At 33.3% G+C, this 19,142-nt stretch carries 17 protein-coding genes; 11 read left to right on the top strand and 6 right to left on the bottom strand.

Annotation, left to right across the window (positions count from 1 at the left end; genetic code table 11):
• A complete protein-coding gene (locus ED556_RS04965; RefSeq protein ID WP_296320112.1) occupies positions 1 to 363 on the bottom strand; it encodes a CoA-binding protein in 363 nt (120 codons plus the stop codon).
• A gap of 97 nt (positions 364 to 460) precedes the next feature.
• On the opposite strand from ED556_RS04965, the gene ED556_RS04960 reads away from it, so the two are divergent.
• Entirely contained in the window at positions 461 to 2,926 is a 2,466-nt protein-coding gene (locus ED556_RS04960) for an outer membrane beta-barrel family protein (RefSeq protein WP_296320110.1), read from the top strand.
• Positions 2,927 to 3,377: 451 nt separating this feature from the next.
• On the opposite strand, the gene ED556_RS04955 is transcribed toward ED556_RS04960, so the two are convergent.
• Positions 3,378 to 4,388: a beta-ketoacyl-ACP synthase III gene (locus tag ED556_RS04955; RefSeq protein ID WP_296320108.1), complete on the bottom strand. Its 1,011-nt coding sequence runs from the start codon at positions 4,386 to 4,388 to the stop codon at positions 3,378 to 3,380.
• 176 nt (positions 4,389 to 4,564) lie between these two features.
• Here ED556_RS04955 and ED556_RS04950 point away from each other — a divergent pair, with 176 nt between their 5' ends.
• The 8 genes from ED556_RS04950 to ED556_RS04915 all read left to right on the top strand — a co-directional run bounded on the left by ED556_RS04950 (position 4,565) and on the right by ED556_RS04915 (position 14,939).
• Positions 4,565 to 7,006, top strand: a complete 2,442-nt coding sequence (locus ED556_RS04950) for a prolyl oligopeptidase family serine peptidase (RefSeq protein ID WP_296320106.1) — start codon at positions 4,565 to 4,567, stop codon at positions 7,004 to 7,006.
• Positions 7,007 to 7,229: 223 nt separating this feature from the next.
• Positions 7,230 to 9,140 carry a molecular chaperone HtpG gene (htpG, locus tag ED556_RS04945; RefSeq protein ID WP_296320105.1) on the top strand — a complete coding sequence of 637 codons (1,911 nt, stop codon included), beginning with the start codon at positions 7,230 to 7,232 and terminating at the stop codon, positions 9,138 to 9,140.
• A gap of 155 nt (positions 9,141 to 9,295) precedes the next feature.
• A complete protein-coding gene (locus ED556_RS04940; protein WP_296320103.1) occupies positions 9,296 to 9,673 on the top strand; it encodes a VOC family protein in 378 nt (125 codons plus the stop codon).
• 106 nt (positions 9,674 to 9,779) lie between these two features.
• Positions 9,780 to 10,475 (top strand): YafY family protein, encoded by a 696-nt coding sequence (locus ED556_RS04935; protein ID WP_296320100.1) that lies wholly within the window; start codon positions 9,780 to 9,782, stop codon positions 10,473 to 10,475.
• 102 nt (positions 10,476 to 10,577) lie between these two features.
• Positions 10,578 to 12,230, top strand: a complete 1,653-nt coding sequence (locus ED556_RS04930) for a serine hydrolase (protein ID WP_296320096.1) — start codon at positions 10,578 to 10,580, stop codon at positions 12,228 to 12,230.
• A gap of 103 nt (positions 12,231 to 12,333) precedes the next feature.
• Positions 12,334 to 13,122 (top strand): LytTR family DNA-binding domain-containing protein, encoded by a 789-nt coding sequence (locus ED556_RS04925; protein ID WP_296320093.1) that lies wholly within the window; start codon positions 12,334 to 12,336, stop codon positions 13,120 to 13,122.
• A 61-nt stretch (positions 13,123 to 13,183) separates the two neighbouring features.
• The gene (locus ED556_RS04920; protein ID WP_296320089.1) at positions 13,184 to 14,263 is read left to right on the top strand and encodes a serine hydrolase domain-containing protein; all 1,080 of its coding nucleotides are present in this window, start codon (positions 13,184 to 13,186) and stop codon (positions 14,261 to 14,263) included.
• 91 nt (positions 14,264 to 14,354) lie between these two features.
• Complete coding sequence (locus tag ED556_RS04915; RefSeq protein ID WP_296320087.1) at positions 14,355 to 14,939, top strand: Crp/Fnr family transcriptional regulator; 585 nt, start codon at positions 14,355 to 14,357, stop codon at positions 14,937 to 14,939.
• Positions 14,940 to 15,070: 131 nt separating this feature from the next.
• Here the strand turns inward: ED556_RS04915 and ED556_RS04910 are convergent, their stop codons facing one another.
• Genes ED556_RS04910 through ED556_RS04900 form a run of 3 tightly spaced genes read right to left on the bottom strand, consistent with a single transcriptional unit; the run spans position 15,071 to position 17,225 of the window.
• Positions 15,071 to 15,979: a TIGR01777 family oxidoreductase gene (locus ED556_RS04910; protein ID WP_296320084.1), complete on the bottom strand. Its 909-nt coding sequence runs from the start codon at positions 15,977 to 15,979 to the stop codon at positions 15,071 to 15,073.
• A gap of 56 nt (positions 15,980 to 16,035) precedes the next feature.
• A complete protein-coding gene (gene mnmD, locus ED556_RS04905) occupies positions 16,036 to 16,710 on the bottom strand; it encodes a tRNA (5-methylaminomethyl-2-thiouridine)(34)-methyltransferase MnmD (RefSeq protein WP_296320081.1) in 675 nt (224 codons plus the stop codon).
• A complete protein-coding gene (locus tag ED556_RS04900; RefSeq protein ID WP_296320078.1) occupies positions 16,710 to 17,225 on the bottom strand; it encodes a DUF4920 domain-containing protein in 516 nt (171 codons plus the stop codon). Before ED556_RS04900 ends, mnmD begins: the two co-directional genes overlap by 1 nt.
• 118 nt (positions 17,226 to 17,343) lie before the next feature.
• Here ED556_RS04900 and ED556_RS04895 point away from each other — a divergent pair, with 118 nt between their 5' ends.
• The gene (locus tag ED556_RS04895; protein ID WP_296320075.1) at positions 17,344 to 18,411 is read left to right on the top strand and encodes a branched-chain amino acid aminotransferase; all 1,068 of its coding nucleotides are present in this window, start codon (positions 17,344 to 17,346) and stop codon (positions 18,409 to 18,411) included.
• A 23-nt stretch (positions 18,412 to 18,434) separates the two neighbouring features.
• Here the strand turns inward: ED556_RS04895 and ED556_RS04890 are convergent, their stop codons facing one another.
• Positions 18,435 to 18,821, bottom strand: a complete 387-nt coding sequence (locus ED556_RS04890) for a nucleoside triphosphate pyrophosphohydrolase family protein (RefSeq protein ID WP_296320070.1) — start codon at positions 18,819 to 18,821, stop codon at positions 18,435 to 18,437.
• A gap of 51 nt (positions 18,822 to 18,872) precedes the next feature.
• On the opposite strand from ED556_RS04890, the gene ED556_RS04885 reads away from it, so the two are divergent.
• Positions 18,873 to 19,058 carry a hypothetical protein gene (locus ED556_RS04885; protein WP_296320067.1) on the top strand — a complete coding sequence of 62 codons (186 nt, stop codon included), beginning with the start codon at positions 18,873 to 18,875 and terminating at the stop codon, positions 19,056 to 19,058.
• Positions 19,059 to 19,142 lie beyond the last annotated feature (84 nt).

The raw sequence follows: 19,142 nt of genomic DNA, 5'->3' as shown, positions 1-19,142 counted from the left end.
CTAATATTGATTGATACTCAGTAAAACCAAAGTACAAGCCACTTCGTATTCAATAGAATTTTCGGACAGTAATCTATAAAATTCTGGATTTTCTGTACCTGGATTAAAGATCACTCTTTTTGGTTTTAGACCTATTATATAATCATAATACGCTTCTTGACGATTCGGATTTAAATATAAAGTTACAGTGTCAATCGACTCATAATTTATCAATTCGGTATCAATATCTACTCCGGCAACTTGTCCTTCTTTTAACCCAAAAGCACTGACGTCGTGACCTTTACCAGTTAAGCGATGTATAGCAATATTAGAGTAGCGATTAGGTTTTAAGGAAGCGCCTATGACCAATGTTTTTTTACCCATTTCGTTAAAAAGTTGTTAAGACTAAAATTTTAAGTAACACAATACAAAAATAGTCGTCTTAACAATATCAAACTATCAATCAAAAAACAAACAATCAATGAAACATTACTTAATGTTAATTGTCATGGTATTTTCTTTAGTGGCAATTTCTCAACCAAAATCAAATTCAGACATTAAAAACGGTTCAATTTCTGGCCGTGTAATGGATGCTAATCTTAAACAACCTTTAGCATATGTAAATATTATTGTAAAGGATAACAATCAAAAAGTTATAACTGGAGGTATTACGGATGCCGAAGGTAACTTTACAATAGAAAAGATACCTGAAGGTACTGTTAATGTAGATATAACCTATATAGGATATAAGACTATTACCAAATCTGTAACAATAGGCAAAGGAAATTATAAGGTAAACCTTGGTGATGTATCACTAAGTGAAGATGCCGAAAGTTTAGAAGAAGTAACTGTTGTTGCTGAGGTATCGACCATTCAGCAAAAAATAGATCGAAAGGTTATAAATGTAGGTAAGGACTTGACTACTTCTGGACCAACTGCCTCGGATATAATGAACAATATTCCTACTGTAAATGTAGATCAACAAACTGGTGATATTGCCTTACGTGGAAACCAAAATGTACAGGTTATGGTAGACGGAAAACTATCTAATGTTCCGCCAGCACAGTTATTGCGACAAATTCCTTCAACCTCAATAAAGCAGATAGAGTTAATTACAAATCCATCAGCTAAATATAATCCTGATGGCATGAGTGGTATTATTAATATTATACTGCATAAAAATGTGAATATTGGATTTAATGGAAACCTAAATGTTGGTTTATCGTACCAAATCGAACCAAAATTTAATAGTTCTATTGACATGAACTACCGAAATGGAAAACTAAATTTCTATGGTAGTTATGGTAATAACATCTCCGATAATGTACAAGACCTGCAATTGGTGCAAGTACAGAACAACCTAACCCAAGGTGTTGATATTTTGGATGAAAGAAACACCCACTTATATAAAATTGGTATTGATTATTACTTAAATGACAAGAATACACTTTCATTCTTCACCAATCAAAATGTATTTGACGGTGGCGCATTAGTCAATACATTAATTACAGATGGTAATAACAGTTCACAATCTCAAATTATAGATGCAGATAATGAGAACTCAAGTCAGCAATATAACTTCAACTACAAATTAGATATAGATGAAGGTCATAGTATTGAACTTGAAGCCGACCATAATATTTTTGATAGCGATGCTGGAACTAATAACTTATTCGCTGGAAATACTACTCGTCCAAATTTTATTGAGTTTAATGCAACGGACAGAACCAGAACAACAATAAATCTCGATTATACAAACCCACTTTCTGAAAGTGCCAAGCTTGAAGCAGGACTACAAGTTAGATTATTTGAAAACGACTTAATCTATAATTCTGATGCTCGTGTAATAGATATGAATGGCAATTTTATACCTACAATAACGGATTTTAATTACACAAGAGATATCTACTCTGCTTATGTAAGTTATGGAAAGCAATTGGAAAAATGGTCTTATAAATTTGGACTTAGAGCCGAATCAGTTGAGGTTAATGCTTTAGCGCTAGACACTAATCTTGACACTAATGTTACTACAGATTTCCCATTCGAAAATGACTATTTTCAATTATACCCATCAGCTTTCTTAACATACAAAGCTTCAGACAAAAATTCGTATCAATTTAGTTTTAGCCGTCGTGTCGATAGACCAGGTGTTGGCCAAGTAAACCCTGTTCCAGAGTTTAATACAGCATTGATTTCTCAATTTGGTAACCCAGAATTAGTACCGCAGTTTACAAATTCTGCAGAAGTGAACTATACACGTCAACTCAAAAAAGGTAGCCTAACAGCGGGCGTGTTTTATAGACTTATTGAAGACGAAATTAATCAAGTAGTTAGAGTAGATCAATCAGATTTATCTTCTGGTCGTGTGATTTTGACTAATGGAAATTTTGATACAACATCTGCCTATGGTATAGAGCTTTCCACTAATTACAGGCCGACAAAATGGTGGAGCATTAATGCAAGCTTTGATTTATATAACCAAAAACAAAAAGGTATTGCTGAGTCTATAGACCCAACATTATCAAACCCAACGATTAGTGATATCAATACTGATGTTGTAGAAGTAGATAACTTAATTTATAACTTTAGAGTATTCAATAATTTTAAAGTCTCTAAAAAATTATCATTCTCAGCATTTGGTTTGTATCGTGGTAAAGAAACAGGCCTAAACTTTGAAGTAGACCCAATTTACTTTGTTAATGTCGGTATGAGATATAACTTTTTACAAGATAACAGAGCAACGTTCAGCTTGAACTTCAATAACATCTTCGATACACAAGAAATAAACGTTGTAAGTGACCGTCCATTTTTACAAATTGTTGATTTTGAAGGCGAGTTTAAACAAATTTTTGCTGGATTGTCATACAGATTTGGAGGTGGAAAATACAGAGCTAAATCAAGAAAACGTAGAGATAATGATGAAAAATCAGGTGGTGGATTCTTATAAAAACACTACAAGGTTTAATAGCCTTCATAATAGTTGATGGTTAGTGTTAGTGTTAGGCTATTAAACAGAAAACCCGAAGTCGCTTGGCTTCGGGTTATTGTTTGGCATACTATTTGAAAGATTAAAGTGTAATTAAAATAATGATTTAACGACTTAACCTATAACTAATTAAGGTGAACAATTATTTGAGTTAGTCTTCAAAATAAAATAGAGCTAAAATTAGATATAGTAAATCCAAAAGTATCTCACTTTTGGATTTTTTGTTAAGAGACGTTAAATATGTTAAATTTTGCAATAAAAATACGAATACAACGTCTATGATTGTAGATAAGTTTTAAGTAATAAGTGTTATATATTTTTATAACGAAATGTTAGTTAAAGTTGGTTAATAGCAGAAAAGCCGAAACAATGTTGTTTCGGCTTTTTTTAGTTGATATAACTTTTTATTTAACTACCACTTAATAATGGCACTTCCCCAAGTAAAACCACTACCAAAAGCAGCGAGTACGACATTATCTCCTTCTTTTATTTTACCTTCTTCCCAAGCTTCAGTTAATGCAATTGGTATAGACGCGGCGGTAGTATTTCCATAGCGCATAATATTATTATACACTTGATCATTTGACAAACCAAACTTCTTTTGTATAAATTGAGAAATCCTAAGATTAGCTTGATGAGGAATGAGCATATCAATATCGTCCTTCTGAAGATTATTTGTTGTTAAACCCTCTATAATGGCTTCACTAAAACGTACAACCGCATGTTTAAACACAAATTGTCCGTTCATATAAGGATAGTATGATACATCATCTGGGTCATTTTCTTCGATAATAGTATCTACCCAACGCCCAGTACTTGGACCTTCTAGGGACAACTCCTTTGCATGTTTCCCTTCAGAATGTAAATGTGTAGATAAAACTCCTTTTGTATTATCTTCTTCTCTACTTAAAACTGCTGCGCCTGCTCCATCCCCAAATATTACTGTTACGCCTCGTCCGCGAGTAGAACGCTCTAATCCACCTGAGTGATTTTCACTACCAATAACTAGTACATTTTTGTACATACCTGTTTTAATAAACTGATCTGCAACAGACAATCCGTAAATAAAACCAGAACATTGATTACGGATATCTATGGCGCCGATTGTATCCATTTCTAATAACTCCTGAACTCGAACACCGCCACCTGGGAAATACATATCTGGGCTAAGTGTAGCAAATACAATAAAATCAATGTCATCCTTAGTTAAACCAGCACGTTCAATAGCAATTTTAGCTGCTTTTGCACCCATAATAGATGTGGTATCATCACTAGTTTCTGGATCTATCCATCGTCGTTCTTTTATACCAGTTCGTTCTTGAATCCACTCATCACTTGTATCCATCCATTGCGTCAAATCAGTGTTAGATACTACATTTTCTGGCACATATTTTCCAAGTCCAGTTATTTTAGAATTGTACATAAATATAAATTTAGTGTAACTGCAAATTTAACCCATTTTCGATGAATCCTATTACCAATTCGTTATGCATGCATAGTAAATATACTAGTGCTTATTAGCACTATAACTTTAACAATAATATTACATTATGACCTTTAATTTTGAGTATCTTCAAGCTTCTAATCAATTTTACAACCATGAAATCATTAATCAAGTTATTTGCATTACTATTCTTAATTACTAGTTATGCTCAGCAAAGCCTTACCTACCAACAACCATCAGATGAAATTTTAGAATTGGCGGATGTAGAATTAGCACCTGGAGTGCAAATAGATAGCAAAGGTGACCACATGCTTCTACTCTATCGTAACCAGTATAAATCTATTGAAGAATTATCTGAAACTGAATTACGACTTGCAGGATTACGAATAAACCCAAAAACCAATATTGGTAGTAGAACCAATTACATCACCAACATTAAAGTCAAAAAAATAAAAGACGAAAATGCAACTCAAATATCTGGCTTACCAGAAAATGCGCGTCTTTCAGGTTTTAGATGGTCTCCTGACGAGTCTATGGTAGCTTGCCTAAATACAACTTCTAAAGGTGTTGAAGTTTGGGTTCTTAATATAGCAAATGCTTCAGTATCTAAATTAACCGATGCTAGTGTAAATGCTAACATGGGAAGCACTATTAATTGGTTTAACGACAACAAGCATCTTTTGGTAAAAATGTTACCTGCAGATCGCAAAGAATTAATAAATACTGCTACTGCGGTTCCGACCGGACCAACGGTTTCTGTTAGTGATGGAGCTAAGGCCCAAAACAGAACCTATCAAGACTTATTAAAAACACCGAATGACGAATTCAATTTTGAGCAACTTGCGCGCTCAACAATTAAAAAAATATCTCTAGACGGTAGTTCTAAGGACTTCCTTGGCGCGGATATGTATAGAGGTATTAGTTTTTCACCCGATGGGAACTACATAATGGTGACCAAGATAAAACGTCCATTTTCATACATTGTCACCTACACAAGGTTCCCTAGTGAAAGTATCATGTACAATGTTGATGGAAAAAAAATAAAAACAGTAAATGAAGTTCCCTTAGACGAGGTAAGACCTAAAGGTTTTATGTCTACAAGAATGGGGAAACGCAGTATGCAATGGAGAGGTGACCAACCTGCGACATTAGTTTGGGCAGAAGCCCTAGATAACGGAGATCCAGCAGTTGAGGTTGATTTTAGAGATGCTGTCTATGAACTTAACGCACCATTTAATGGTAAACCTAAGGAGATCTTAAAAACCCAACAGCGTTTTGCTGGCATAGAATGGGGAAATGAAAATACTGCAATTGCGATAGACTATTGGTGGAACACAAGAAACTTAAAAACCTATTTATTTAATCCTTCAAACGGAAAATCCAAGGTTATATCCGATAGAAATTACCAAGATGTTTACAGTGACCCAGGAAATTTTGTAAGCTCTAGAAACAAACTAGGTCGAAGTACACTAACTATTAACAATGATAGGTTATATCTTATGGGTGAAGGGTATTCAAAAAAAGGCCAATTTCCTTTTATTGATGAGTATAATATAAAAACTGGAGAAACCACAAGGCTCTATCAATCTGAATATACGGATAAACTAGAAAGTCTTAATTATGCAATAGATATGGAAAAAGGAAATATTCTTGTGCGTATAGAGTCTAAAAAAGAATATCCTAACTATTATATCCGGAACATTAAAGAAAATAACTTAACACCAATTACAGCTTTTGAAAACCCATTTAAAAGTTTAGAAGACGTAGACAAGCGAGTGATTAGTTATAAACGTGATGACGGTTTAGACTTAGAAGGTACACTTTACCTACCATTAGATTATAAAGAAGGGAAAAAATACCCTATGATATTATGGGCTTATCCTAGAGAATATAAGGACAAATCTAGCGCATCTCAAAGTACGGCAAATCCTAATGAATTTGTATATCCGTATTGGGGCTCGCCAATATATTGGGTTACAAAAGGCTACGTGGTTTTAGACGATGCTGCATTTCCAATAGTAGGAGAAGGCGATGAAGAACCAAATGATTCTTTTAGAACACAATTGGTAGCTAATGGTAAAGCCGCTATAGATGCTGTAGATGACTTGGGTTATATCGATAGAGAAAAAGTTGCTGTTGGCGGCCATAGTTATGGTGCATTTATGACCGCAAATTTATTATCGCATTCTAACTTATTTGCAGCTGGTATTGCAAGAAGTGGTGCTTATAACAGGACATTAACACCTTTTGGTTTTCAAAGTGAAGAACGCAGTTACTGGGAAGCTCCAGAAATATATTACAATATGTCACCATTTATGCACGCCGACAAAATGAAAACACCTTTGCTTCTTATTCATGGTGTTGCAGATAATAATTCCGGTACATATCCATTGCAAAGTGAACGTTATTTTAATGCATTAAAAGGTCTGGGTGCACCTGTTAGATTGGTAATGTTGCCAAAAGAAAGTCATGGTTATAGAGCCAAAGAATCTATTATGCACATGCTGTGGGAACAAGACCAGTGGCTAGACAAACACGTAAAAAATAAAAAAAGAGAAGAAGGAAAAATTGAAAATAAGGAAACTTTAAAAAACTAAACAACTATATAATAGTATAAAAAAGCCACTCTTTTCGAGTGGCTTTTTTTATGTCATCTTGTCATAAAATTACTATTGGTATTTTATTTGAATACCATTTCGCAGAAACAATTTTAACTAATTACGTCACTTCGAGTGTTTCGAATGTATTTCGAAATGTATCGAGAAGTTCTCGATACTTCGACTTCGTCTCAACTCGAACTGACTTAAAACTTTTAATAAAATGGCAAAAGGCAGTATTAATGTATCGGTAGAAAATATCTTTCCATTAATTAAAAAATTCCTATACAGTGATCACGAAATATTTCTACGTGAGCTTATCAGTAATGCTACTGATGCAACCTTAAAATTAAAGCACTTAACCAATATCGGTGAATCTAAAGTTGAGTATGGAAATCCACAAATCGAAGTTAAAGTTAACAAAGATGCTAAAACACTTCGCATTATAGATCAAGGGTTAGGTATGACTTCGGAAGAAGTAGAAAAATATATTAACCAAGTGGCATTCTCGGGTGCTGAAGAGTTTTTAGATAAATACAAAGACTCAGCTAAAGATGCTGGTATTATTGGTCACTTTGGTTTAGGGTTTTACTCAGCGTTTATGGTTGCGGATAAAGTAGAAATTATAACCAAATCGCATACAGATGCTCCAGCTGCTCATTGGACATGTGATGGTTCTCCTGAGTTCACTCTTGATGAATCTGATAAAGCAGAAAGAGGTACAGAAATTATACTTCATATTGCAGAAGACTCTACAGAGTTTTTAGAAGACAGTAGAATTCGTGAGTTATTAAATAAGTATAACAAGTTTATGCCAGTTCCTATTAAATTCGGAACTAAGGAAGTAAATGACCCTGAGCATCAACCTGAAACTATCACTGATGAAGACGGCAAGGAAACGACTGAACCTCAACGCAAAATCACGGTTGATGACATCATAAATAATCCTAATCCGGCTTGGACTAAACAACCAGCAGATTTAAAAGATGAGGATTACAGTGGATTCTACAGAGAATTGTACCCAATGCAATTTGAAGAACCACTCTTCAATATTCACTTAAATGTAGATTACCCGTTTAACTTAACAGGTATATTGTATTTCCCAAAAATGACCGCGGATTTGCAAATTCAAAAAGATAAAATTCAACTCTACCAAAATCAGGTATTTGTTACTGATAATGTTGAAGGTATCGTACCAGAATTCTTAACCATGTTAAGAGGTGTTATCGATTCTCCTGATATTCCTTTAAATGTATCTCGTAGCTACTTACAAGCAGATGGTAACGTAAAGAAAATTTCGTCTTACATTACACGTAAAGTTGCTGATAAGTTAAAATCACTTTTCAATACTAACCGTGAAGATTTTGAAAAGAAATGGGATGATATCAAAATTGTTATTGAATACGGAATGCTTTCAGAAGAAAAATTCTTCGAAAAAGCGGATGCGTTTGCCTTATACCCAACAGTAGATGGTAAATACTTCACATTCGAAGAATTAACCAATGCTATTAAAGCGAAGCAAACGGATAAGGATGACAAGATGGTTATTCTTTATACTTCGAATAAAGATGAACAGCACAGTTATATCCAAGCAGCTAAGGATAAAGACTATGAGGTGTTATTGTTAGACTCACCTATCGTTAGTCATTTAATGCAAAAATTGGAGTCCACTAAAGAGAATATTTCTTTTGCCCGTGTTGATGCTGACCATATTGATAATTTAATCAAGAAAGACGATACAACTATCTCTAAATTATCAGAAGACGAAAAAAGCAAACTAGATGAGTTACTAAAAGAAGTTGTACCATCAGAAAAGTTTATGGTACAATTAGAAGCTATGGATAGTAGTGCATCTCCTTTTATGATTACACAACCTGAGTTTATGCGTCGTATGAAAGAGATGCAGCAAACCGGTGGCGGTGGAATGTTTGGTATGGGCAATATGCCAGAAATATACAACTTGGTAGTTAATACTAATCATGAATTGGTTGGTGAAATCCTAAACACCAAAACTCGCAAAAAGCAAGAACGCTTAATTAATCAAAGTTTAGACTTGGCGCGTTTATCTCAGGGCCTTTTAACTGGCGAAGAGTTAACAAACTTCATTAAGCGTAGCTATGAGATGATAAAATAACTACTGCAGTGCTGAACGTGTTTCAGTCTCTAATAAGATATAAACCACTTTGAAAATTCAAAGTGGTTTTTTTATTATCAAATATTACCTCTGACGCAATCTGACACAAGTGCAAATATCTTTGCATTAAGTTTAATTAAAAATCAATTTAAAAAATGAAAAATGCAATTAGCTGGTTTGAAATTCCAGTAGAAAATTACGAACGTGCAAAGCAATTTTACGGAACAGTTTTAAACATTGAAATCGTTGACAATCACATGCCAGACCATAACATAAAGTATGGAATGTTTCCTTACGACAACGACAACAATGGTGTTGGCGGTGGTTTAATTGAAAGTGAAGAACAAAAACCGACAGCCGATGGACCAACACTTTACATTAATGGTGGCAATGACCTAGGAGTTGCATTAGCTAAAGTGGAAAACTCTGGCGGAAAAGTGATAATGCCAAAAACTGATATTGGTGAAAACGGATATATGGCTCAGTTCATAGACACTGAAGGTAACAGAATTGCTTTACACTCTTGGAATTAATGCCATTTTAAGTTCATTCCTTTTATCAATAAAAAATGAATAACACGATTTTCAATCAAAAAACAACACATAGCGAATTGGTTTCCGGTTCGCTATATTTGTTATTATGTCTCAACTAGCTAGGCTTATTTCCATATTAACGCTTCTCAAGTCTAAACGCCTATTAACGGCTGCAGAACTTTCCGATAGATACAATGTAAGTATTAGAACCATCTACAGGGATATTAGAAAGTTAGAAGAAGCTGGTATTCCCGTGACGACTATTGAAGGTAAGGGCTATTCATTAATGGAAGGTTATATGGTGGCACCTGTTCAGTTTACTGAAAAAGAAGCTAATGCCATTGTAACTGCGCAGCATTTGGTGAATAAAACGCAAGATTCTTCTTTCGCTAATGATTTTAATAATGCTTTGGTGAAAATTAAATCTGTCTTTAGAACTTCGATCCAAGAAAAGAGTGAATTTTTAGAAAGTAAAATCTTTGTTTTTGAGCCACATCAAGAAGATATCTCAAGTGCAGCGCTTTCAGAAATTCAGCTAGCGATTACAAATTTTAATTATATAGAAATTAATTATCGTAAAGCAGATGACCCAAATATTACCTTCAGAAAAATTGAACCCTACACGCTCATTTCTACAAATCAAAAATGGATTTTAATTGCATGGTGTTACTTAAGAGATGCGTATCGTGCTTTTAGGATAGATAGAATTCAGCATTTTAAAATTCTACCTGATAAATTCACTGATAGAAAGTTTAGTCTTCAAGAATATATAAAAGCGGATTCGTACGACGGTCATCATTAATTATGATAGCCGTGATTGTTTACTTTGAAAATTCAAAGTGGTTTTTTTGTAACTTTATTTTCATACAATCGTCTTATTTACATTAATCATTCACTAATCAATATGAAAATAAAACCTTCCTATTTAGCTCTTGGTCTATGTCTTCTTTTTATCACTAACATTCAAGCGCAAGACTTAAATCAACAATTTGATGATATTGTTGAGAAATATTACCAAACTGATATGCCTGGCGCTACTATTCTAGTAGCCAAAAATGGCAAACCTATCTATAGAAAAGCTGTTGGTAAATCTGATTTGGAACATGATATTGACATGATTCCAGAAAATGTTTTTATGCTGGCATCAATAACAAAACAATTTACCGCAGTATCAATTTTAATGCTTGAAGAACAAGGTAAGCTTAGCTTGGATGACCCAATTACCAAATTTGTACCAGATTATCCAACTAATGGAAAAACCATTACTGTTCATCAACTGTTAAATCATACTTCAGGGATAAAGAGTTATACTGGTATTGGAGATTTAGTAAAAGTAGCTCGTGTGGATAAAACTTTGGATGAGCTCATTGACTACTTCAAAAATGAACCAATGGATTTTGATCCAGGAGAAGCATTTAAATATAATAATTCTGGCTATGTGCTTTTAGGTAAAATAATAGAAGTTATTTCAGGCGATACCTATGAAAACTTTGTCGAGAAGAACATTTTTGATCGCTTAGGAATGACTGCATCTCAATATGGAAGTAATCGTGAATTAATTAAAAATAGAGCTATGCCTTATGAGCAGGATGCAAATGGATATGTAAATGCAAATTACCTTAGCATGACTCTACCACATGCTGCTGGTTCTTTAACTTCTACAATTGACGATATGCTAAAATGGCAAAATGCCCTTAGAGACAATACCTTAATAAAAGCATCTTCGTTACAAAAAGCAATTAATGGGTCTGAACTCAATAATGGAGAACATATTACTTATGGTTATGGATTGGGAGAAATGACATTAAAAGGCTCTAAAGGTTATACGCATAGTGGTGGTATTTTTGGTACATCTACAAATGGCATCTACATGATTGAGGAAGACGTTTATGTTATTGGTCTTAGTAATTGTAGTTGCAACGATATTGGTGCTTTAACACAAAACCTAGCCGCTGCTGCTATTGGAAAGCCTTATCCTACCATGAAAGATGTTGTTGAATTATCTCAAGAGCAACTAAAACAATGGGTTGGCGCTTATGAGTTCGAAGATGGAGCAATAAGACATATTTTTATAAAAGACGGAAAGCTGAAGAGTATGCGAGAATCTGAAACAAACACTGTTTTTGATATTTTCCCTTTAGCAGAAGACCGATTTATGTTCGAGGAAGGAAATATTGAATACAAATTTTCTAAAACTGCTGACGGCAAAAGACAAGCTATTTTTATTACTGACTCTGAAAATGTAGGTAAAGAAGTAGATAAATCAATGCCTGAGGCAAGAAAAGAAGTTACACTATCCAATGAAATATTGAGCAAGTACGCTGGCAAATACGAATTAGCACCAAATTTTATCGTAGAGGTTACAGTTGAAGGTAACAAAATTTTTGGTCAAGCTACAGGCCAAGGAAAATTTGAAATATTTGCAGAAAACGAAACTACATTTTTTGCAAAAGTTACTGCGCTCAAAGTCGTATTTAATAAAAATGAAACTGGAGTTGTAGAAAGTTTCACACTTTATCAAGGCGGTCAAGAAACCGAAGCAAAGAAGATTGAATAATTTTAATTTCAAACCAATACTAATAACCATCTCAATTTAGAGATGGTTTTTTTATGCTAATTATCACTAAAAATCTTAACTTGTTTTTATTATCAAGCTAGTTTTGAGATTACAGTTAAATACTTCTTTAAAACATCACTTTTTTATTGCAATAGCCATTAGTTTATGGCTAGTATTATTTCTTGTTCTTATTGCACCATTTGATATATCTGATCTTGATTTTGAAGAACGACTGCAAATACTTCCGCCATATGGGATTATCTGTTTTTTAAATTATATGCTTTTAGTTCCAATACAGAATTTTGTTTTTAAAACACTTAAAAAATGGACCATTGTTTTTGAAGTACTTTTTATTGTTGTTTTCAATAGTATACAAATTAAAGCATGCTATGCATATTATAGAACAGAATGGGTTAATGGAGAATATGATTTCTGGACTTGGTCTGCCTATATCTATATCCCAATAAGTTTAGTATTACTATCGGTTATTATTTTTTTGAGATGGTTTTTTAATAAAAAAGCACCTCAAAAAAAGGAAAGTTTATTAACGCTTAAAGGAGATAATAAGTTAGATATCTTAAAAATATTGCCAGATGATATCGTATGCATTTCTAGTGCAGATAATTATGTTGAAGTCAATTATCTACGTAATGGCAAGCTTAATAAAAAGTTGCTTCGTAATACTTTAAAAAACATTCAAAACGATGTGCCAAATTTATTCAAAGTTCATCGTTCGCATTTGATAAATCTATCTCATTTTATAGAATGGAATGATTCTTCTAGTGTAAAACTAACGGAGACAGAAGTACCAGTATCAAAAAACTATAAGTCCAAATTAATAACGGCAATTCAATCGTCCCAAAAACAAGATCATTTATCCCAATCTCAATAAAAATAAGAGTTTGCAGTCGCTAAGCATATATTTTTGTGATAAATCATTAAAATAAATCATCATGAAAAAAACATTAGTATTATGTATTGTCCTAACTGTACAAAGCTTAGTTTGTTCCTCTCAATCAATAACTGAACAATCTAATAAATTACTTGAAGCCGTAATTAAAGAACAACAAGTTGTTGGCACTTCAGCTAGTCTATCGATTAATGGCGAAGTTGCATGGGAAGCCGCAGTGGGTTATGCAAATAAAGAAGCGAAAATAGAATTTAAGATTGATACAGAAATAAGAACAGCGTCTATTGCAAAATCAATGACAGCTGTAGCTGTTATGCAACTTGTAGAACAAGGCTTGATAGATATTGATACACCAATAGACACATACATTCCCGAATTTATTCAGAGTAATACAACGAAAATTACAACAAGACATATTCTAACTCATACGTCTGGGATTGATGCTTACAAAAACGAAAAAGAAATTGAAAATAAAGTTAACTACAAAACACTTTTGGATGCCTATGCTGTTTTTAAAGACAGAGAATTGTTATTTGAGCCTGGCAGCAACTATCATTATACCAGTTACGGGTATGTAGTTCTAGGTATTTTAATCGAAAAAGTAACTAACGAATCTTACGAAAACTATATGCAAAAGCACATTTGGGATAAAGCAGGTATGACGCATACGGGTATTGAAAAGCCAGGAATAAAAAGACCAAATTCGGCTGCACTATATCATAAAAACAGAAAAGGAAAAATTAAAAAAGCTAAGGCCAACAATTTAAGCAATCGTATTCCTGCTGGAGGTTTTTATAGTACAATTGGCGACTTAACAAAATTTGGAAATGCTTTACTTTCTAATAAACTGGTTAGCGAAGAGACTTTAAAATTAATGTGTCAACATCATAGCTTAGAAAAGGTAAATAATAGTTATGGCTTTGGATTCTTTCTTTACGGAAAATCACCAAATGTTGGTAGCATTTATGGACATAATGGTGCACAAACAGGATCTTCAACACAATTGTTTATTGTACCAAGTTTAAATGCCGTAATTATAGCAGTTTCAAACACATCTGGAGCTGGAAGAGAAATATCAACTGTAGCTGGGCAATTAATAGCAATAGCTCAAAATAATGGCTAAATTCTTCTAATAAACTGCTTTTTCTATGCATTTGTCTATTTAGAATAAATCTTCAATCGTTTTTATGTAATTTCTTCGAGAATTACAATCTATGCGAAGCGATAAATCGAAAATAAACGAGATTTTTAAAGGATTAGAATTTACTGAAGATGAGATAGAAATTATAGCTTCTGTTTTTCATAAAGTAACTTATAAAAAAGGTGATATTTTATTAAAAACAGGAGAAACTACTGATTATCAATACTATACTTATGAAGGTTGCTTAAGGTCTTATCATACCGATTTGTCAGGCAAAGAGTATACAGTACAATTTGCAATCAAAGATTGGTGGATGAGTGATTATACTGCATTTTTTTCTGATTCAAAATCTATAATGAACATTGAAGTAATTCAGGATGTAATATTATATAGAATCTGCAAAAAAGATAAAGAAACCTTATATGCAAAAATCCCTAGGATTGAATCCTTCTTTCGCAAAAAGCTAGAGCGAGCGTTCGCTGCTTTTCAGAAAAGAATATTGTCTAATATTTCACAAACTGCTACTGAACGCTATATCAATTTTAGAAACTCTTACCCAGAGATTGAAAAAGAAGTTAAAAATTATCACATAGCTTCATATTTGGGTATCACTACAGAAAGTCTAAGTCGTATACGTAAAGAAATCGCTTCAAATTAAATTAATTATCATACATCAATTTCTCAATATCGATTTTGCAATATTTTTGCATTTAAGAAAGAATAATTCTCCCATTATTCAAAAAAATTATTAATAGCTAAAAAAACGCAACTTTATTCAAGTTGCGTTTTTTAATTTTTAAGTAAGTCTCTTAAAGCAGGTTGTAAATTCGAAAATTTAAACTCAAACCCTTCTCGTTGTATCTTTTCACTACTGACACGTTGACTTTCAAATAAAAGTATGTGCATTTCCCCTAAAGCTAATTTCATTGCAAATTTTGGAATATTTGGTAGAATTAATGATTTGTTCAGGACTTTAGCAGTCATTTTAGTCAATTCACTGTTGGTAACTGGGTTTGGTGCAACAGCATTGTAAACCCCTGTCAATTCCTCATTAACAGCATACATAAAAAGTTCAGCTAAATCAGATAAGTGAATCCAACTTTGCCATTGTTCTCCATTACCAAAAGCAGCGCCTGCAGATAGCTTTATTGGTTTTACAATTTCGGGTAATGCACCACCATCTTTGGCAAGCACAAGGCCTATTCTTAACTTACACACTTTAAGACCCAAAGAGTTAAAGTCATCAACTGCACTTTCCCATTGCTCTACAACTTCTCCTAAAAATGTATCAGACACTATAGAAAAATCCTCTTCATAATAGTCAATAAAAGATGATGGGTAAATGCCAATTGCACTTGCTGAGACAATATGTTTAACAGGAAATTTATGTTCAGTAATAGTTTTTTTTAGAAGCTTGGCCGTTTCGGTTCTACTCTCAAGAACTTCTTTTTTATAGCTTGTAGTCCATCGTTTAGATATAGATGCACCAACGAGATTAATCACTGTATCAACACCATCAAAACAGGCTGTGTCAATTTCTTTATTACTTGGATTCCAATAAAATCCTCTATAATTAGAACTATTCGATAACTTTGACTTAGAAGTAGTTAAATAGTTTACTGCTATGTCTTGTTCATGACATAGCTTAACTATTTCTCTTCCGACTAATCCCGTTGCTCCTGTAATTAAGACTTTCACATCAAACTATTTTATACAAAGATACTCTAGTAATAAGGCCGTACCTGTATATTTAGTTAACTTTTAACAGCTCTAAGCATGTGCCTTTTATTTGGTGGTCCATCAAGACGTTCAACTTTAAACCCCACAGATTTCATCGCACGTCTAACACTACCTTTAGCAGAATAAGTAACTAAAACACCATTAGTATTTAGCGCATTATACATGTTCTGAAAAATATCTTCAGTCCACAAATCTGGCTGTACACGTGCACCAAAAGCATCAAAATAAATGACATCAAACTCCGAAATTGTGCTTATATCTTGAATAAGCATTTGCCGCTTAATTAAACTGAAATTTGGGAAAATATCTATATCTTTTTCCCATTCTGTGGAGTGCAATAACTCAAACTCGTTTTTGTGATGCTTTGAAATTAAATCCACATAATTCAAAGCATTGATTTCCTCTTGGCTTACAGGATAAGCTTCTACTCCAGTGTATCTAATATTTTTGTGCAGTTTTTCTGCATTGATAAGCGTTAAAAAAGCATTTAAGCCTGTACCAAAACCTATTTCAAGAATATGAATTGGCTTAGTCTCAGGATTAATTTCAGAATAAAAAAGCAAACCATGTTTAATAAATACATGATTTGCTTCGTTTATTGCTCCGTGAACAGAATGGTACTGCTCATTCCAGTCTTCTATCTGAATGGTTTTAGAACCATCACCAGTAGTTATGACTTTTCGTTTCACTACTTTTTTAACAAAACGCCATCTGCCTCAAAAGACATTGCCATTTCTGGCTCAGTAATTTTTGCTATGTCTTCTGGAGATTCACCAGCATCTTCAGCATAGTGTTTTAATTCATCCACAGAAATTTCTTTTACAAAGGCCTTTCCGTTAATCACCACTTCTCCTGAAGCATCAGTAGGCACAAAAAAGCCATAATCCTTAAATGTTACTCTAACCGTTTTATCGTTACCCATATCGAGTTTCATCCAACATCCCTTTTTTGAGCATACATCAGTGATTTTACCTTTCATTTTAGCATTTAAAGTATCTCCAACTTTCATTGTACTATAATGTGCTAGCATTCGGTCTGTAGAAAGTGCGTCATCATCTATAATTTCCTTACCAAAACTAGCATAAGCGATTTCGGTAACATCGTCTTTGGTTTGCTCTACTTCGCTCTCATAGTTAGTTTTTGGTTCATTTTTACATGAAACAACCATAAGTGTAATTAGTAATAAGCTAAATATTCTTTTCATTTTTTTATTGATTTATGTTGATAAATGGTTTAACAAAATTACTAAAATTTTAAAGTATTAAAAGGCATCCAAAGATAATGATTGCTTACTTTTGTATCGTACTAATTAAGTATCTGAAATGAATACAATGACGTCTCTAACCATTGAAATAGAAAAAGCTAAACATTCTAAGATAAGTAGTGTAGATTTTAATAATCTTGATTTTGGTCGCGTTTTTACGGACCATATGCTCGAGTGCGACTATAAAGATGGTAAATGGCAAAATCCTAAAATAGTTCCTTACCAACCTATTACACTAGATCCTTCAGCAAAGATTTTTCATTATGGACAATCTATTTTTGAAGGTATGAAAGCTTATAAGGATGCTAATGACGATATCTTTTTATTTAGACCAATAGATAATTTCAAAAGGTTAAACATCTCTGCAAAGCGATTAGCTATGCCAGAGTTACCTGAAGCCTTTTTTATGGATGGTCTAAAAGAACTTCTCAAATTAGAAAAAGATTGGATTCCAAAATCTGATGGTAGTGCCCTGTATATTCGCCCTTTTATGTTTGCTTCTGGCTCTGGTTTTCATGCATCACCTGCTGATGCATACAAATTTGTGATTGCATTTGCACCTTCTGGAGCTTATTTTTCTGGAAAAGTAAAAGTACTTATCGAAGAAAAATATTCGCGATCTGCCAATGGTGGTGTCGGGTTTGCAAAAGCTGGTGGTAACTATGCTGGACAATTTTACCCAACCCAATTAGCAAAAGATAAAGGATACCAACAAGTGATTTGGACAGATGACAATAGTCACGAATATATAGAGGAAGCTGGAGCCATGAATATTTTTGTGAGAATAAATGACACACTAATGACTGTACCAACTAGCGATAGAATATTAGATGGTATTACCAGAAAAAGTATTATCAGCATAGCCGAAGATCTAGGTATTGATGTAGACGTACGTAAAATAAAAGTTAGCGAACTTATTGAAGCTTCCGAAAACGGAAGTTTAAAAGAAATTTTTGGTGCAGGAACTGCTGCAGTGGTGTCCCCAATTTCTGGTTTTGGATATAAAGGTAAAGACTACCAATTGCCAGAAATAGAAAACACTTTTGGTGAGTTATTAAAAAAGCACATTACTGATATACAGACTAATAAATCTGAAGATAAATTTGGCTGGAGAGTAAAAGTCTAAACTAACAACACTATACGATAGGTTTAGTTATTTAAGATGTCTTCAATATTAGGTTTAAAGTAATTTGGACCTTTCATTACTTTGCCATCTTCTCTGTAAATTGGTTCTCCATCTTCACCTAATTTACTCATATTACTGCGTTGAATTTCTGTAAAAACCTCTTCAATTTTATGTTGCAAACCATGTTCTATAATTGTACCACAAAGTATATATAACATATCGCCAAGGGCATCCGCTACTTCAACTAAATCATTATTATTAGCAGCTTCAAGATACTCTTCATTTTCTTCTCTCATAAGCTTGTATCGCAACTGATTTTTTTCCATTCCTAAATGTGCTTTAGGTGTTTCTCTATGTCCAATTTTAAAAGCGGTATGAAAAGCTTTTACTGCCTCTATTTTATCTTGCATATTATCTTAGTATTATTTGAGTATTCCTTAAATTTGTATAAAAATAAGAAGATGTTTACGACTGGTCAATTAGTTTTTGGAATATTATTTTTTATAGCATTTGCTACCGTGATTGTGTTTCAGTATCGTAAAGACTTAAAGCTTCATAAAAAGTACTATAAAGGCACCATTTGGATTCTTTTAGCCTTTATTGGGTTTATTGGACTTATCGCCGCAGTTAAGTTTATTTACATGTAATAAATAGCATTCTTAAGTCTACTCTAGTACTAAAAATACCCATTAATGGGGATTTTTTTTAATAGTCATGGAGGATAAATTTAT

It is taken from the genome of Winogradskyella sp. (assembly GCF_003712105.1).
GTDB lineage: Bacteria > Bacteroidota > Bacteroidia > Flavobacteriales > Flavobacteriaceae > Winogradskyella.
Note: the sequence above shows the minus strand (reverse complement) of the source record. Positions and strands in the feature narration are given on the sequence as shown.

Excerpts from the sequence above, each read along its gene's own strand:
- ED556_RS04965 (WP_296320112.1), bottom strand. The coding sequence starts at position 363 with ATGGGTAAAAAAACATTGGTCATAGGCGCTTCCTTAAAACCTAATCGC.
- ED556_RS04915 (WP_296320087.1), top strand. The coding sequence starts at position 14,355 with ATGCGAAGCGATAAATCGAAAATAAACGAGATTTTTAAAGGATTAGAA.
- ED556_RS04885 (WP_296320067.1), top strand. The coding sequence starts at position 18,873 with ATGTTTACGACTGGTCAATTAGTTTTTGGAATATTATTTTTTATAGCA.
- ED556_RS04940 (WP_296320103.1), top strand. The coding sequence starts at position 9,296 with ATGAAAAATGCAATTAGCTGGTTTGAAATTCCAGTAGAAAATTACGAA.
- ED556_RS04890 (WP_296320070.1), bottom strand. The coding sequence starts at position 18,821 with ATGCAAGATAAAATAGAGGCAGTAAAAGCTTTTCATACCGCTTTTAAA.
- ED556_RS04950 (WP_296320106.1), top strand. The coding sequence starts at position 4,565 with ATGAAATCATTAATCAAGTTATTTGCATTACTATTCTTAATTACTAGT.
- ED556_RS04930 (WP_296320096.1), top strand. The coding sequence starts at position 10,578 with ATGAAAATAAAACCTTCCTATTTAGCTCTTGGTCTATGTCTTCTTTTT.
- ED556_RS04935 (WP_296320100.1), top strand. The coding sequence starts at position 9,780 with ATGTCTCAACTAGCTAGGCTTATTTCCATATTAACGCTTCTCAAGTCT.
- ED556_RS04960 (WP_296320110.1), top strand. The coding sequence starts at position 461 with ATGAAACATTACTTAATGTTAATTGTCATGGTATTTTCTTTAGTGGCA.
- ED556_RS04920 (WP_296320089.1), top strand. The coding sequence starts at position 13,184 with ATGAAAAAAACATTAGTATTATGTATTGTCCTAACTGTACAAAGCTTA.
- ED556_RS04900 (WP_296320078.1), bottom strand. The coding sequence starts at position 17,225 with ATGAAAAGAATATTTAGCTTATTACTAATTACACTTATGGTTGTTTCA.
- ED556_RS04955 (WP_296320108.1), bottom strand. The coding sequence starts at position 4,388 with ATGTACAATTCTAAAATAACTGGACTTGGAAAATATGTGCCAGAAAAT.
- htpG (WP_296320105.1), top strand. The coding sequence starts at position 7,230 with ATGGCAAAAGGCAGTATTAATGTATCGGTAGAAAATATCTTTCCATTA.
- ED556_RS04895 (WP_296320075.1), top strand. The coding sequence starts at position 17,344 with ATGAATACAATGACGTCTCTAACCATTGAAATAGAAAAAGCTAAACAT.